Origin of the sequence: Yoonia vestfoldensis DSM 16212 (assembly GCF_000382265.1) — a bacterium.
Lineage (GTDB): Bacteria > Pseudomonadota > Alphaproteobacteria > Rhodobacterales > Rhodobacteraceae > Yoonia > Yoonia vestfoldensis.
Genome location: NZ_KB907982.1, coordinates 119,748 through 134,835, shown reverse-complemented (window position 1 = coordinate 134,835; position 15,088 = coordinate 119,748). Strand labels below are relative to the sequence as shown.

At 60.6% G+C, this 15,088-nt stretch carries 15 protein-coding genes; 7 read left to right on the top strand and 8 right to left on the bottom strand.

Annotated features, from left to right (window positions below; translation table 11 throughout):
- Nucleotides 1-600: 600 nt before the first annotated feature.
- The 5 genes from H147_RS0111840 to H147_RS0111820 all read right to left on the bottom strand — a co-directional run bounded on the left by H147_RS0111840 (nt 601) and on the right by H147_RS0111820 (nt 5,612).
- Nucleotides 601-984 carry a hypothetical protein gene (locus H147_RS0111840; protein WP_162561667.1) on the bottom strand — a complete coding sequence of 128 codons (384 nt, stop codon included), beginning with the start codon at nt 982-984 and terminating at the stop codon, nt 601-603.
- A gap of 176 nt (nt 985-1,160) precedes the next feature.
- On the bottom strand, nt 1,161-3,926 hold the full coding sequence (gene fdhF / locus H147_RS0111835; RefSeq protein WP_019955588.1) for a formate dehydrogenase subunit alpha: 2,766 nt from the start codon (nt 3,924-3,926) through the stop codon (nt 1,161-1,163).
- A gap of 98 nt (nt 3,927-4,024) precedes the next feature.
- The gene (locus tag H147_RS19665; protein ID WP_245541140.1) at nt 4,025-4,879 is read right to left on the bottom strand and encodes a PA2778 family cysteine peptidase; all 855 of its coding nucleotides are present in this window, start codon (nt 4,877-4,879) and stop codon (nt 4,025-4,027) included.
- A complete protein-coding gene (locus H147_RS0111825) occupies nt 4,837-5,238 on the bottom strand; it encodes a PA2779 family protein (RefSeq protein ID WP_019955586.1) in 402 nt (133 codons plus the stop codon). The genes H147_RS19665 and H147_RS0111825 overlap by 43 nt, the downstream gene beginning before the upstream one ends.
- Before the next feature lie 86 nt (nt 5,239-5,324).
- Nucleotides 5,325-5,612: a YggT family protein gene (locus H147_RS0111820; RefSeq protein ID WP_019955585.1), complete on the bottom strand. Its 288-nt coding sequence runs from the start codon at nt 5,610-5,612 to the stop codon at nt 5,325-5,327.
- Nucleotides 5,613-5,750: 138 nt separating this feature from the next.
- On the opposite strand from H147_RS0111820, the gene H147_RS0111815 reads away from it, so the two are divergent.
- From H147_RS0111815 to H147_RS0111785, 7 genes are all read left to right on the top strand, one after another.
- On the top strand, nt 5,751-6,296 hold the full coding sequence (locus tag H147_RS0111815; protein ID WP_019955584.1) for an acyl-CoA thioesterase: 546 nt from the start codon (nt 5,751-5,753) through the stop codon (nt 6,294-6,296).
- Between the two features lie 65 nt (nt 6,297-6,361).
- Nucleotides 6,362-7,750, top strand: coding sequence for an MFS transporter (locus H147_RS0111810; RefSeq protein WP_245541139.1), 1,389 nt, complete (start codon nt 6,362-6,364; stop codon nt 7,748-7,750).
- Nucleotides 7,720-8,634: a penicillin-insensitive murein endopeptidase gene (gene mepA / locus H147_RS0111805; RefSeq protein ID WP_019955582.1), complete on the top strand. Its 915-nt coding sequence runs from the start codon at nt 7,720-7,722 to the stop codon at nt 8,632-8,634. Before H147_RS0111810 ends, mepA begins: the two co-directional genes overlap by 31 nt.
- Before the next feature lie 72 nt (nt 8,635-8,706).
- The gene (locus tag H147_RS0111800; protein WP_019955581.1) at nt 8,707-9,558 is read left to right on the top strand and encodes an esterase-like activity of phytase family protein; all 852 of its coding nucleotides are present in this window, start codon (nt 8,707-8,709) and stop codon (nt 9,556-9,558) included.
- Between the two features lie 74 nt (nt 9,559-9,632).
- The gene (locus H147_RS0111795; protein WP_019955580.1) at nt 9,633-10,274 is read left to right on the top strand and encodes a queuosine precursor transporter; all 642 of its coding nucleotides are present in this window, start codon (nt 9,633-9,635) and stop codon (nt 10,272-10,274) included.
- Nucleotides 10,275-10,600: 326 nt separating this feature from the next.
- Nucleotides 10,601-11,020, top strand: coding sequence for an alternative ribosome rescue aminoacyl-tRNA hydrolase ArfB (gene arfB, locus H147_RS0111790; RefSeq protein WP_019955579.1), 420 nt, complete (start codon nt 10,601-10,603; stop codon nt 11,018-11,020).
- A gap of 315 nt (nt 11,021-11,335) precedes the next feature.
- The gene (locus H147_RS0111785; protein WP_019955578.1) at nt 11,336-11,770 is read left to right on the top strand and encodes a hypothetical protein; all 435 of its coding nucleotides are present in this window, start codon (nt 11,336-11,338) and stop codon (nt 11,768-11,770) included.
- 395 nt (nt 11,771-12,165) lie between these two features.
- Here the strand turns inward: H147_RS0111785 and pncB are convergent, their stop codons facing one another.
- From pncB to pncA, 3 genes are read right to left on the bottom strand one after another with little or no spacing between them, the layout of a single operon-like run.
- Nucleotides 12,166-13,458 carry a nicotinate phosphoribosyltransferase gene (pncB, locus tag H147_RS0111780; RefSeq protein ID WP_019955577.1) on the bottom strand — a complete coding sequence of 431 codons (1,293 nt, stop codon included), beginning with the start codon at nt 13,456-13,458 and terminating at the stop codon, nt 12,166-12,168.
- A 56-nt stretch (nt 13,459-13,514) separates the two neighbouring features.
- A complete protein-coding gene (locus tag H147_RS0111775; protein ID WP_019955576.1) occupies nt 13,515-14,447 on the bottom strand; it encodes a glycosyltransferase family 2 protein in 933 nt (310 codons plus the stop codon).
- Nucleotides 14,444-15,037: a bifunctional nicotinamidase/pyrazinamidase gene (gene pncA / locus H147_RS0111770; protein WP_026352458.1), complete on the bottom strand. Its 594-nt coding sequence runs from the start codon at nt 15,035-15,037 to the stop codon at nt 14,444-14,446. Before pncA ends, H147_RS0111775 begins: the two co-directional genes overlap by 4 nt.
- Nucleotides 15,038-15,088 lie beyond the last annotated feature (51 nt).

The window sequence follows — 15,088 nt, the reverse complement described above, 5'->3', positions numbered from 1 at the left end:
GCCATGACGCCATCCGTCAAATCATTTTTTGAACGGGCGTTCAGTTAATGGATGTGTTCATTTGCCCTTCAGCACAGAGCGTTGGTTCTGAGCATGTAAACTGGAGGAACGCTGACAGAGAGAATAATCGCGTCTGTAGAGCAAGAATGCTCATGCAGGGCATAGGTTCCGCAAATGGCAGATTGGTGCCAAAGTGATTGAGGATGTGCTGCGCCCTAAAGTCTGCAATGATAACATAAAGGCAAGTTATCCGTTTTAGAGAAACCTTTTAGGAACATAGACCTCTTTGTTTGGATTTATCAGAGTGCTGCAAACGATGGTTGGCAGGAAATGGTGTGTGGTCACAATTGAACGAGCTTCTTGTTGATCTGTCAGCCAATGGCCATGCCTCCAATGTCTTTCCAAGTAGCTTTGCGCCCAATTAAGATGGCGATCAGACCGACCTTCGATGATAGCTTTGAACTCCGCAGGTGCATCTTTCCAAGTCAGCTCGCAAACTGTCTTAAGCTCTTTGCGCACGCTGTCGTCCCATCCCCCCCGAGCAGGCATCAGAAAGTAATGATCAACAAGAAAGAGCCAAAATAATCGACGAGCTATATGTTAGCCATCTATCAGCCTCATTTCTTGAAGAACGCCTGATACCTCTGGATCGAAGTCAGCGGATTTGAAAGGGTCAGTCAGGTTGGGGACTGTCCCGTATTGGCTGAGGAAGGTCAGTAACACATCGAGAACGTCGCTCGAGGTCGGCAGGTCTCTCATTGGGGCTAGACGAACCTTGTTGAGTATCCAGTCCTTTGGCATCGTCAGACGGATCTTCCATCCGTCATTCCGAGCTGCGCCAAAATGTTCGAAACATGCCCCCAAGGCTTCGCCAGCGGACATGCAACTGTGCTCGAACTCTGATGAGTTTGCGAATGCGCGCTTCAACAAGAGCGCAATCAGCATTTCCAGATATCGTCTTTCGGACACTTCATCTAAGTCCAACGCGCAGACCATTTTCAATAGTCCGCCTTAGTCATTAGATGTACAACAGCCAACCGGACGCGGACATGCAAACATGAATGATCGCGGTCCGCGTCGTCCCGCACAGTGGACGAGTGATTTTCGACCGCCATGGCCCGTGGTAATGCGCAATCATCACTGATGGACCACATGTTGCACTACTCCGCCGCGACCTCGCTTTGCGCTTTCTCCACCCTGACGGCGGCAAACTTGAATTCGGGGATCTTGCCATAGGGGTCGATGGCGGGGTTGGTCAGGATATTCGCCGCTGCCTCGACATAGGCGAAGGGGACGAAGACCATGTCGGGGGCGACGGCGCGGTCGGACCGCGCCATGATGTCGATGCTGCCGCGCCGTGTGGTCAGCCGGACCATCCCGCCCGGCTCCACGCCCAGCCTGCGCAGGGTCGAGGGATGCAGCGAACAATTCGCCTCGGGTTCGACCGCGTCCAGCACGCGCGACCGCCGCGTCATTGACCCTGTGTGCCAATGTTCGAGCTGGCGGCCCGTGGTCATGATCATCGGGTAGTCGGCATCGGGTGTCTCGTCCGGCGCGATCACGCTGGCGGGGGTGAATTTGGCGCGGCCATTCTCGCGCGGGAAACCGTCGGCAAAGACAATCGGCTGGCCCGGATCATCGGGCGACAGCGACGGATAGGTGACCGCGCTCTGCGCCTCGAGCCGGTCCCATGTGATGTTGTTGAGCGACGCCATAACTTGCGTCATTTCGCCGAACACCTCGGACGGATGCGCATAGGTCCATGGCAGGCCCAGCCGTTTGGCCAGTTCCACGGTGATCCACCAATCCTCGCGCGCATCGCCCGGCGGCGGCACGGCGGGACGGCCCATCTGGACCTGCCGGTTGGTATTGGTCACGGTGCCGGTCTTTTCGGCAAAGGCGCTGGCAGGCAGGATCACATCGGCGAAATTGGCGGTTTCGGTGATGAAGATGTCCTGCACGACAAGGTGGTCGAGTTTGGCCAAAGCCGCGCGTGCATGGTCCACATCGGGGTCGGACATGGCGGGGTTTTCGCCAAGGATATACATCGCCCGAATATCACCATCATGCACGGCATCCAGAATTTCGGTCACAGTCAGGCCCTTGGCGGCGTCGATCTCGCCGTGCTGCCAGACCTCTTGGAACGCGCTGCGCACGCCTTGGTCGCCGACGGGCTGGTAATCGGGAAGGAACATCGGGATCATCCCCGCATCCGACGCGCCCTGCACGTTGTTCTGTCCGCGCAGCGGATGCAGCCCCGACCCCGGACGCCCGACCTGCCCCGTCATCAGCGCCAGCGAAATCAGGCAGCGCGCATTGTCGGTGCCGTGGATATGCTGGCTGACGCCCATGCCCCAGAAGATCATCGCGGCCTTGGCACCGGCAAAGGTCCGCGCCACATCGCGGAGCGTTTCGGCGTCGATCCCGCAGATGCCCGCCATCTTTTCAAGGCTGAAATCGGCCAGATGCGCCTTTTCGGCCGCCCAATTCTCGGTATAGGCGGCGATGTATTGCTGGTCGTATAGCTGTTCCTCGACGATCACATGCATGATCGCGTTCAGCATTGACACATCGGCACCGGGGCGGAATTGCAGCATATGCGACGCATGCCGTTTCAACGCCTGCCCGCGCGGGTCCATCACGATCAGCTTGCCGCCGCGTTTGGCGAATTGCTTGAAATAGGTCGCGGCGACGGGGTGGTTCTCGATCGGGTTGGCGCCGATGACGATGGCAACATCGGAGTGTTCGATCTGATTGAAGGTCGCGGTCACGGCACCGGAGCCCACGTTTTCCATCAACGCCGCAACAGATGACGCATGGCACAGCCGCGTGCAGTGATCGACGTTGTTATGCCCGAACCCTTGCCGGATGAGTTTCTGAAAAAGATAGGCCTCTTCATTGGTGCATTTGGCCGAACCGAAGCCCGCCACGCCCTTGCCACCAATTGCGCTCAGGCCGTTTGCCGCCGCGTCCAGTGCTTCGTCCCATGTCGCCTCGCGGAAATGTGTCTGCCAGTTGCCGGGATCGACGTTCAGCCCCTTGGCGGGCGCATCGGCGCGGCGGATCAGCGGTTTGGTCAGGCGGTGCGGGTGGTGGATATAATCGAACCCGAACCGCCCCTTGACGCAAAGCCGCCCTTCGTTTGCGGGGCCGTTGATGCCTTCGACGAACTTGACCTTGCCCGCCTTGATCTTGAGGCTGACCTGACAGCCGACCCCGCAGAACGGGCAGACGCTGGCGACCTCGCGGTCGTAATCGCGGGTATCGCCCTGCTGATTTTCATCCGTCACCGTCGCGGGCAAAAGCGCGCCTGTCGGACAGGCCTGCACACATTCGCCGCACGCCACGCAGGACGATCCCCCCATCGGATCATCCATATCGAACACCGGATAGGCCGTGCCACCCCGCCCCGCCATGCCGATCACATCATTGACCTGCACTTCGCGGCAGGCGCGCACGCAGAGCCCGCATTGGATACAGGCATCAAGGTTCACCGACATCGCGACATGGCTGTCATCCAGCAGCGGGATATGCGCGGCCTTGGCGGGAAAGCGGCTCACAGCCACACCTTGCGCGCCCGCCATGTCCCACAGATGGCTGGACCGGTCATGCGCCACAGCCTGCGGCGGTTGGTCAGCAACCAGCAGTTCCATCACCATGCGCCGCGCCTGCACTTCGCGCGGCTGGTTGGTGGTCACGACCATGCCGTCGCGCGGTTCGCGGATGCAGGATGCGGCCAGCGTGCGTTCGCCTTCGATGGCGACCATGCAGGCGCGGCAGTTACCGTCGGACCGATAGCCGGGGGCGGGTTTGTGGCACAGATGCGGGATCACCAGACCGCGCCCGTTCGCGACCTCCCAGATTGTCTGGCCGGGGGCAGCAGTGACGGTTGCACCATCAAGGGTAAAGGTAATCTGGTCGGACATCGCGCGCCTCCGCTTCGTATGGGCCGAATAGACCACGCGCCGCGCCGCCCGGAAAGGCCAAGCGCGACCGCAAGCGGTGGTTTTGCGCCATGACCAGTCTAACCGGACAGTTCCGCCGTCACCGTCGCCAGATTGGCGCGGATTTCGGGGATGTCAGGGGCCAGCGCCTGTGCCTGCCGCAACGCGCGGCGCGCACCCGCCAGATCGCCTTGGGCATAGCGCGCATTGCCCAACCCGAAAAGCCACAGCCAATTGTCAGGCCAGCGCGCGGCACCTGTCAGATACAGCGTTTCCGCCGCATTCGCCTGCCCGACGCGTTCCAATGCTGCCGCAGCCGACAGGACCTGCGTCTGCCCCACACTGACAGGCAGGCGGTCCGGCGGCAAAACGACCAGCCCCCAATAATCACCCCGCCGCCACGTCCGTTCGAACACGGCGAAGGGCATGACCATCCGGTCCTCTTGGCCGGAGTTGAGATAGACCTCGTCGCGATCGAAATCATAGCCGGTCACGGCGCCATAATGCCAGACAGGGGCGACCCCAAGGCCAAGGTTCTGGAACACGATCACCGGATGGCCTGCCGCGACCTCGGCCAGTAATTGATCAAACGTGCCGATCTCGACGGCGAGCTGCCCGAGCCTGCGGCTGCTGCCGATCATGTCGGCGGTATAGGTGCCGCCCGCACCGGGGCTGAAGGCCAAAGCGGCGACCTGGTCTTGGGTCACATCCGCGCCCGCCCATTGCATCACCATCGCGATCGATGCGGGACCACAGAAAAATGCCTCTTGCCGGATCAGTGGCACGCCCGCGATCTCTGCACGGGTCGGCACATCGACCGATAGCCGCGTATCAGGATCGAATGGCGCGGCGCAGGCGGCCAGCAAGGCCAGCACGCCAGCCAGAAAGACCTTTAACGGACGCAACGGGTAAAGCTGAACACCCGGGTAAAGCATAGCAGATCGGTCACAAGAAGGATGACGAAGACGGTGAACAGCGTGCCCACGATATCGGCACCCGCGCTGTCATTTTCCATCTGCGTCAGGATCGTCGCAAGCTCTGCATCGGACAGCGCGGCAAGGCGCGCCTCTGCCTCGGCGGGGTCGATACCAAGGTCGATGATCTGGTCGCGGACCTCGGCGCGCTGCAATTCGTCCAGCAACAGGCCGCGATCAGCCAGTGCCGCATATCTGTCGATGGCGACGTCCGTCCCCAGCATCTGCGCCTGTGCCACCGTCGCGGCCTGCGTGGCCAACAGCAGTTGGGCCGACAGTACGATGGCCAAACTTTTGCGGGAAAGGTCGAAAACACCCATCGTCAATGCTCCTCTGTTGCAGTCTTGAACAGAGTTTCGGCCAAAACCCGCCAAGGCGCAACCGTCTCTTGGCGGGGCGTCAGCGATCAGAAGAACATGCCCATGTTGTTGATCAGGAAGATGCGCAGGATTTCCAAACCCACCAGCACCACGATGGGCGACAGGTCGATCCCGCCCATGTTGGGCAGCATCCGCCGGATCGGGCCATAGATCGGTTCCAGCACACGTTCGAGCGTGTACCACACCTGCCCGACAAATTGCTGGCGGACGTTCAGCACCTCGAACCGGATCAGCCAGCTCATGATGAAATGCGCGATGACGAAAAACCGCACGACGCCGATGATCAGAAGCAAGGCCTGGATGATGGTAAGCATGGAAGAAACGCCCTTTTGAAACTGTCGCATTGACCTAAGCGTTTCGGCCCCGCGCGACAAGCCCAAGGTTGCCCCAAGGTCAAAGTTGACGTTAACGTCAGGCAGGATCACCCTGCGCGCATCAACAAGAGGCGTCGCATGTATCCCGTTGTCCGCACCCTGAAGGAAATCATCGTCAACCGGCGCAGGCCCGCGCTTGGGCCGATGGACGCGCATGTGTCGTGGCACCGCTGCTGGCCGCAGGACATCGACGTTTACCTCGAGATGAACAACGGGCGCATCCTGACGATCATGGATCTGGGGCGCACAGGGCTTGGTATCCGCACCGGACTGGTGGCGGCGTTGCAGCGCAATCGCTGGGGGCTGACGATGGCGGGTGCATCGGTACGGTATCGCAAGCGGATCAGGCCCTTCACGCGGTTCCGCATGGTCAGCAAATGTATCGGCTGGGATGACAAGTTCATGTATCTCGACCAGTCGATCTGGATCGGACAAGAGTGCGCGGTGCAGATCCTTTATCGCTCTGCCGCGACGGACAGGAACGGGATCGTCAAACCCGAACGGCTGCTTGCGGAAATGGGCATGAGCGATCCGCAGCCGCGCCTGCCAGATTGGGTGCAAGGCTGGATCGACGCCGACCGCACGCGCCCATGGCCCCCTGTCGATCACGGCGCGCAACCCTAAACCTTGTCTTGCCAGCGACATGATTTGCAGTGTCTAGTTCCTGAAAAGGGATGCAGGGGCAGGTCATGGTCAGCAAGAAACGGATCTGGGGATGGATGGCGTTCGATTGGGCGTCGCAGCCGTTTTACACGCTTGGCCTGACGTTCATTTTCGGCCCCTATTTCGCGGTCGTCGCCGCACAATATTATTTGGGTGCCGGGCTGGAGGAATCCGCCGCCAACGCCCGCGCGCAATGGATCTGGTCCGCAGGCCAGACGGTCGCAGGCCTGCTGATCGCCTTCAGCGCACCGTTTCTTGGGGCCTTTGCCGACCGGTCAGGGCGCAAGATCCCGTGGATCGCCTTTTTCTCGGTCGTTTATGTGGGGGCGACTTGGATGCTTTGGGGGCTAACGCCGGATGGTGCGTCGCTGATCCTGATCCTGATTACCTTCTATATCGGCTTTATCGCCGCCGAAAGCGCGCTGAACTTCGTCAACGCGATCCTGCCGTCCTTGGGCAATGACCGCGAGGTGGGGCGCATCTCGGGGTCGGGTGCGGCCTTTGGCTATTGGGGCGGGGTGGTGTCGCTGTTCCTGATGCTGCTGTTGCTGGCGGAAAACGATCAGGGTGTCACCCTGCTGGGCAATGCACCGCTGTTCGGGCTGGACCCCGACCTGCGCGAAGGCACGCGGTCGGTCGGGCCGTTCATCGCGATCTGGTATGTGATCTTTATCATTCCCTTCTTTCTTTATGTCCGCGACGATCCCAATGCCGTACGGAAGTCTACCGACATGCGCGCCGTCGCGGGCGAGTTGATGGACACGCTCCGCTCGGTCGTCAAACGCAAAAGCCTGTTCAATTTCCTGCTGGGGTCGATGTTCTATCGCGACGCGCTGAACGCGGTTTACGCTTTCGGCGGGGTCTATGCGGCACTGGTGCTGGACTGGCAGACACAGCAGATCGGCGTGTTTGGTATCATCGCGGCCATTGCGGCGGCTATCGTGACATGGCTTGGCGGCTTGGGCGATGCGCGCTACGGCCCGAAACCCGTGATCAAGGCCTGCGTCTGGGTGCTGATCGGCGTGTCTGTCATCATCGTGGGCATGTCGCGCGAGGCGATCTTTGGCATCCCGTTGCCAGAAGGGTCACAGATCCCCGATCTTATCTTTTACTTCTGCGGCGTCTGCATCGGCGGGGCCGGTGGCGCGCTTTATGCCTCGTCGCGGTCGATGATGGTGCGCCACACCCACCCCGACCATCCGGCCGAGGCATTCGGCCTCTTCGCCCTGACCGGCAAGGCCACGGCCTTCCTTGCGCCCGCGCTGATCACGATCTTCACGATCATGACGGGCAGCAACCAATTGGGCTTTTTGCCGATTATCTTCCTTTTCATGATCGGGCTTTTCTTGCTACGCTATGTCAACAAGAACGGAGATCGTGACGCATGGTCCGCATTGCAGCAGCAGTCATCCTGAGCCTCGGACTCGCGGCCTGCCAACCCGAGGAACCACCTGCACCACGGGTCGAGGTGATGCAGAATGCGGGCGACAACCGGGTGGCAAAAGTGCTGTTCGGCGCTGCCCCGCGTCCGACGGCGCAGGCGCCCGCCGCGCTGGGTGCCTATGCGCAAGGTTGTCAGGCCGGTGCTGTCGAACTGCCTGAAACCGGCCCGACATGGCAGGCGATGCGCCTGTCGCGCAACCGCAACTGGGCGCAGCCGATCACCGTGGATTATGTGCAGGACCTCAGCCGGTTTGCCGCGACCTTGCCCGGCTGGAACGGCATCTATGTTGGTGACCTTAGCCAGCCGCGCGGCGGGCCGATGCTGACTGGCCACGCCAGCCACCAGACCGGCCTTGATGCCGATATCTGGATGCTGCCTGCAACGCGGCTGGACCTTTCGCGTGCGGAACGCGAGGCGATCTCTTCGATCACCATGCGGCGGGCGAGCGGGGCCTACGTCAACAGTGACTGGACCCCGCAACATGAGGCGCTGATCCGCGCGGCCGCATCCGACCCGCGCACAGCACGGATTTTCGTGTTTCCGGGGGCCAAGGTCGAAATGTGCAACAACGCAACCGGCGACCGCAGCTGGCTGAACAAGGTCCGGCCCTGGTACGGGCATCATTACCATTTCCACGTCCGTTTGAACTGCGCCGCGGGCGATGCGACCTGCGTCAATCAGGCCCCACCACCACCCGGTGACGGCTGCGCCGAGGCACAGGAATGGGTCAACAACATCCTGAACCCGCCGCCGCCAACGCCACGCGATCCTGCCGCGCCACCCGTGACCCCACGCGGCGAGTTGACGATGGCAAGCTTGCCCGGACAATGCCTTGCCGTACTGAATTCCGACTGATTGCGGTAAAGCGATCTTAACCGCGTACGGCTAGGCTCCGGTTGATGGCCGTTGTATTGAAATGATCCCGCCTTGCGCCTGACCTATCTTCTGGCTGCCCTCTGGCTGGCCCTTCCTGCCCGGTCCGAGGCGGTGCTGATCGGCAGCCATCACTGGACGCTGGACGATCCGCGCTTTGGCGGCTTCTCCGCGATCGAAGTATCGGACGACGGGACCAGCTTTGTCGCGCTCAGCGACCGTGCCGTTTTCATCAGTGGGCGGTTTGATCGCACGGACGGACAGATCAACGGCATCACGGCGGGTCCCATCGTTATGATGACAGGTCCCGGCGGGCGCGCATTGACCCGCGCCGAAAGCGACAGCGAAGGCCTGGCGATTGCCGCTGACGGCACGATCTATGTATCCTTCGAATGGATTCACGGCATCCGCAGCTTTGCCACAATCGATGCGCCAGCCTCCGACCTTGTGACGACACCTGCCTTTGACGGGATGCAGACGAACGCATCGCTTGAAGCCTTGGCCATCGCCAGCGATGGCGCGCTTTATACCATACCCGAACGATCAGGCGTGGCGACGCTGCCCTTCCCTGTTTACCGCCTGCGAAACGGCGTCTGGGACCAGCCTTTCGACATACCACGGCGGGGCGCGTTTCTGGTGGCGGGGGCTGACATCGGGCCGGACGGGCGGCTTTACGTGCTGGAGCGTGACTTTCTCGGGATCGGGTTCCGCAGCCGGGTCCGGCGGTTCGACCTGACAGGTGGCGGCGAAGACCTGGTGCTGCAAACGCGGGTCCGTGCACATGACAACCTCGAAGGGATCAGCGTCTGGCAGGACGATCAGGGCCTGCGGATGACCCTGATCTCTGACGACAATTACCGCGCGTTCCAACGGACCGAGATCGTGGAATACCGGTTGACGGACTGACGGGCGGGCGTTACGTCGCGCTGTCCCCTTTGGGGGCCAAGTGCCGCACCCTTGTCAAAACGGAAACCTTACAAATGACACGCATCCTTCCCGGCGTTCTCGCCATGGCCGCCATCGTCGTGGCCTCCAATATCCTTGTGCAATTCCTGATCCTCGACGGCCTTCTGACATGGGGGGCGTTCACCTATCCGCTGGCCTTCCTTGTCACGGACGTGATGAACCGCGTCTACGGCGCCCAAGCCGCGCGCAAGGTCGTGTTCGCGGGGCTGGTCGTCGGGATTGTCTGTAGCCTGATCGGCAGCCAGATCATGCTGCAAGGCGACGGGTATGAATACCCCGCCGTCGCGCTGCGCGTCGCCATCGGGTCGGCCACCGCTTTTGCCGTGGCACAGATGCTGGATATCGCCGTGTTCAACCGGTTGCGCGACGGGTCGTGGTGGAAAGCCCCGCTTGGCAGCACGCTGGTCGGGTCCACCGTGGATACGGTGATCTTCTTCTCCATCGCGTTTTCGGCGACGTTCAACGGGCTGTCGGCCGCAGCGGCGGATGAAATCATCTGGGCGCAGGACGCCGTGCCGTTCCTGAACGCAGGGCCGCTGGTCCCGCTCTGGGTGTCGCTCGCCGTGGCGGATTGGGGGGTCAAGCTGACCATCGCCCTGCTGGCCCTGTTCCCGTTCCGCCTGATTGTTGGGCGTTTGCAGCGGGCGCAAATATAAACGCGACCTGTGGTATATTTTTACTTGAAATATACCAAATCTGTGCGAATCTGAGGGTATCGAAACATTTGAAAGGAGGTGATCCAGTGCATCATGAAGTTCTGGAGACGTGTGGCGGGACAACTTGGGGGGCGATCAGCTAAGGCAGCCCTTGGCTGAATTAACCCCAAGGTGGAGATCCTAACCGACCCACCTCCGACATTCAGGAAAGGGCTATCCAGACCGGATAGCCCTTTTTCCGTTGAAAGCGTAGCTTTCGACGTGTGCGGGTAAGCGTTTGGCGCAGCCAAATGCGGCCGCACCCCCCAAATCGAACGAGCCCCGTCATGACCCTGCGCATCACCGACCAGATCACCATCGCCGATTGGGAGCTGACGGAAAGCTTTGCCCGCGCGTCGGGTCCGGGCGGGCAGAATGTGAACAAGGTGTCCACCGCGGTCGAATTGCGGTTCGAGGCGGAACGGTCCCCCAACCTGCCCGATCCGGTGAAACGGCGGCTGCGGCGGCTGGCGGGACGGCGCTGGACGAATGACGGGGCCATCGTGATCTTTGTGCAGGACACCCGCAGCCAGGCCCGCAACCGCGACATCGCCCGCGAGAGGCTGGCCGAGCTGGTCCTGTCCGCCACAATGGTCCCCAAACGCCGCGTCGCCACGAAACCCACCTACGGGTCGGTGAAGCGGCGGCTGAAAGAGAAGAAGGTGCGCGGGGAAGTGAAGGCGATGCGGGGGAAGGTGGATGAGTGAGGGGGTAGGGTGCGCATCCTGCGCACCTTTGTGCCCCGCCGCTATTAAGTTGGTGCGCAAAGACGCGCACCCTACGCTCGCTATTGTTTAGCTCTTGCGCGAGTCCGCGCCCTGCGCGCCACAATTAAAGCAGATGATACCGGAAACTTGCTGACAGCGCTAAATAATATGCAGCTTGAACAAAAACATAAAAGAGGCGATAACCGTGTGTAGCGCCACTAAGCAATTGATGCGATGCAAACACCGTTGACGCGCTTATCGCACTCTGGTAATCTTTGAAGCAGAATGAGCCGTAACCGGTTATAAGGAGTCGCCATGTCGCGCATTGATGACATCATTCACGCTGAGCAAAAGCGGCTTGAAACCGTCTTAAGAGCTGCCTTTGAAGCGGGGGAAGAGCATGCAAAATCCCACATGTTGTCACTACTGTCGGGTGGCATTACAAAATATACGAAAACAGACACCGCTCAAGACGAAAATGACAACCGTAAACGCGCACCGCGCGGTTTACCGCGCAAACTTGTGCAACGGGTGTTAGCCGAAAATGCGATTTTCGGCTCGTCGCCACAAGATATTGAAAGCGCAGCGGTTACAGAGTTTGAGAAGATGATCGCTATCTCTACGATCCGTGGAGAACTTCGCAAGGGCGCTAGTGACGGCCTCTATGTTGAAAGAGATGGCCTATGGTATCTTGGTCCGAACGCGAATGACGATGGTTTGGACCATGATGAAGTCGATTTTGAATTATGAGGACGCCAATGCGTTACGTTATGATAATAACTAGCCCCTGTCGGTAACGCTGCCCTGCCTAGCAGGCCGACAGGGGTGAACGAGAAAGCCGATCCTTTCGGATCGGCTTTCGTGGTAGCTTGTCCACCGTGAAGCGCGGTAGAAAAACATTCTTGACATCTTTGTTTCTCACATGTCGCGCTTCATATCAACAATAATCCTGAATAAAGGAGCATGGGCATGGGACATAAATTCCCTCCCGCGCCTCCCGGCAAGCGTTGGATTTTCCGTCCTTGGAAGACTGACCCTAAAACCGGGGAAAAGGTGCATGCGAGCCGTTTCGGTAAGCGCGCTTGGCCGATCCTCGTCGACGACGAGTAATCAAGGGGGGCGGCAAGACTTGCGTTTTGCCGCCTCTAAACCACAACCTCCACCCGCTCCTGCTCCCCCACCCCGAACACGCGCTTATACCGTGCGATCTCGTCAGCTGGCCCCATCGCCTTGTTGGGGTTGTCGCTCAGCTTGACCGTGGGCCGGCCATTCGCGCTCACCGCCTTGCAGACAAGGCTGAACGGCGCCAGCGCGTCGTCTGCCACCAAGCCCTTGAAATCATTGGTCAGCATCGTCCCCCAGCCAAAGCTGACCCGCACCCGTCCGGCGAATTGCTGGTGCAGTTCGATGATCTTGGCCACGTCCAGCCCGTCGGAAAAGATCACCAGTTTCTGGCGCGGGTCCTCTCCCCGCGACTGCCACCAGGCGATCGCCGTTTCGGCCCCCGCCGCCGGATCGCCGCTGTCCACGCGGATGCCCGTCCAGCCCGCCAGCCAGTCGGGGGCGCGGTCCAGAAACCCCTTGGTGCCGTAGGTGTCGGGCAGGATGATCCGCAGGTTGCCGTCGTGTTCCTCCTGCCAGTCGGCCAGCACGGCATAGGGCGCGTGGCGCAAGGCGTCGTCGCTATCCGCCAAGGCGGCATAGACCATGGGCAGTTCGTGGGCATTGGTGCCGATCGCCTCGATCTCGCGCTGCATGGCGATGCGGCAGTTGGAGGTGCCGGTGAAATTGGGGCCCAGCCCTTCCATCATCGCCTGCACGCACCAGTCCTGCCACAGATAGGAATGCCGCCGCCGCGTGCCGAAATCGGCGAGCCGCAGGTCGGGGATATGGCGCAGGTCCTCGACCTTTTCCCACAGCTTGGTCATGGCGCGGGCGTAGAGCACCTGCAGTTCGAACCGGCCCAGCGTTTTCAGCACGGCGCGGCTGCGCAATTCCATGATCACGGCCAGCGCGGGGATTTCCCACAGCATGACCTCGGGCCAGGAGCCTTCGAAGGTCAGTTCATACTGCCCGTCGATCTTTTCGAGGTGATAGGGCGGCAGCGACAGGTTCTCGAACCATTCCATGAAGACGGGGGTGAACATCTGCCGTTTGCCGTAGAAGGTGTTGCCGCGCAGCCATGTGCTTTCGCCGCGCGTCAGGCGGAGGGAACGGATATGGTCAAGCTGTTCGCGTAGTTCCCCTTCGTCCACCAGATCGGCGAGCCGGATCGATTTGGTCCGGTTGATCAGGCTGAAGGTGACCTGCGTGTCAGGGTGGTTGCGGAACACCGACTGGCACATCAGCAGCTTGTAGAAATCGGTATCGATGAGAGAGCGGACGATCGGGTCGATCTTCCATTTGTGGTTCCAGACGCGGGTGGCGATATCGACCATGATGTTCCCCTGAAGGTTTGGGGTGTTAGAGCAAGCGCTCTGGGCAGTGGCAAGAGTTAGCTGCGTGCCTTTTTGCGGGCGACGCGGCGCTGGTGGATGTGTTTCCCGCGCTTTTTCATCTGCCAGAACAACCAGGCGCGGATGCGCCAGTCGAGCGGGGTGAGGTCGCGGATGAGGGTTTGTGCCGTCCGATCTACACCGTGGAATGCCGCGAATCGGAGGCAGCGTCGGATCAAGGCCCAGCGCTCTTCTGAACGTAGCCCGAAGTAATGCTGGTTGCGCTGTAACGTGCGGATGTGGCAGTCCGCCTCTAGTGAGGGACGCACACTGCGTGTCAGCTGCGGAGCATGTTCTCGAGACAAGCCGTAATCTCGCATAATGATGTTGCCGGGCTCTGCCTCAAACCACGCCTTGCAACCCTGTCCATACAAACGACAAAAGTAATCGCCATCTTCGTCCACAATTTGGTCGGTGCGAATTTGGCCTATGCGGTCAAAAACCGTCCTCTTGATCCAGAACCCGACACCAAAGCCCGGCATGCGGAGAAGTAGCGGAACACGCGTCCCGACGATGCCACTTTCAGCGGAGAGCGAATTGCTCAATTTCCAATCTTCGGATGACCTGCAAACGCCCTCGACGACAGCAAAACCGGAAAATCCAAAGTCCGCCACGCTTTCCCGCGCCGCCGCGATCACCCGCGCCGGATAATCCGCAACCATCACGTCGTCATCGTCCAGGAACATCACGATCTCGCCTGTGGACTGTGCGATGCCATGGTTTCGTGCGCCGGCCGCACCTTTGTCGCCTGTGTTCGTCGTGATCCGCAGGCGCGGGTCGGTGATGTCACGCAAGGCTGTCTCGGCGGTGTCGGACCTGTCGTCGATGACGACCACCTCGCCATCAGCGGGACAGGCCACCAAAGCGGATGCGACCGCCCGTTGCAGCAAGCCGGGCCGGTTGTAGGTCGGGATGATGATCGACACTCTCATCCGAGCGAGACACCCGCCGCCGCCATATCTGCCGTCGCCTTGACCAGCGACCCGTCGAAATCGATCGCACGACACAGATCCATCCGCACAGCGACGCCAAACCCCAGCTTTGCCGCATCGAGCGCCGAATAGGCAACGCAGAAATCCGTGGCCAACCCCACCAGCGTGATCCGGTCGATGCCACGCGTGCGCAAATAGCCTTCAAGTCCCGTCGGCGTCGTCCGGTCATTTTCAAAGAACGCGGAATAGCTGTCGATCGCGGGGTTATGCCCTTTGCGCAGGATCAAATCGGCGCGGTCCACCGTCAGATCGGGGTGGAACTGCGCGCCCAGCGACCCTTGAATGCAATGGTCCGGCCAAAGCACCTGCGGGCCATACGGCATGTCCATCATACTCATCGGTGCTGCATCATGTGTAGAGGCAAAAGACGAATGCCCCGCAGGATGCCAGTCTTGCGTCAGGATCACGACGTCGAAGTCGTTCATCACGGCGTTGATGCCCGGCACGATCCGGTCACCATCCGCGACGGCGAGCGCACCGCCGGGGCAAAAATCCTTTTGCACGTCGATCACGATCAAAGCATGTGTCATGGCGGGGTCCTGTTCAACCTGAGGCATATGCGCAATCTGCCACTGATTTGC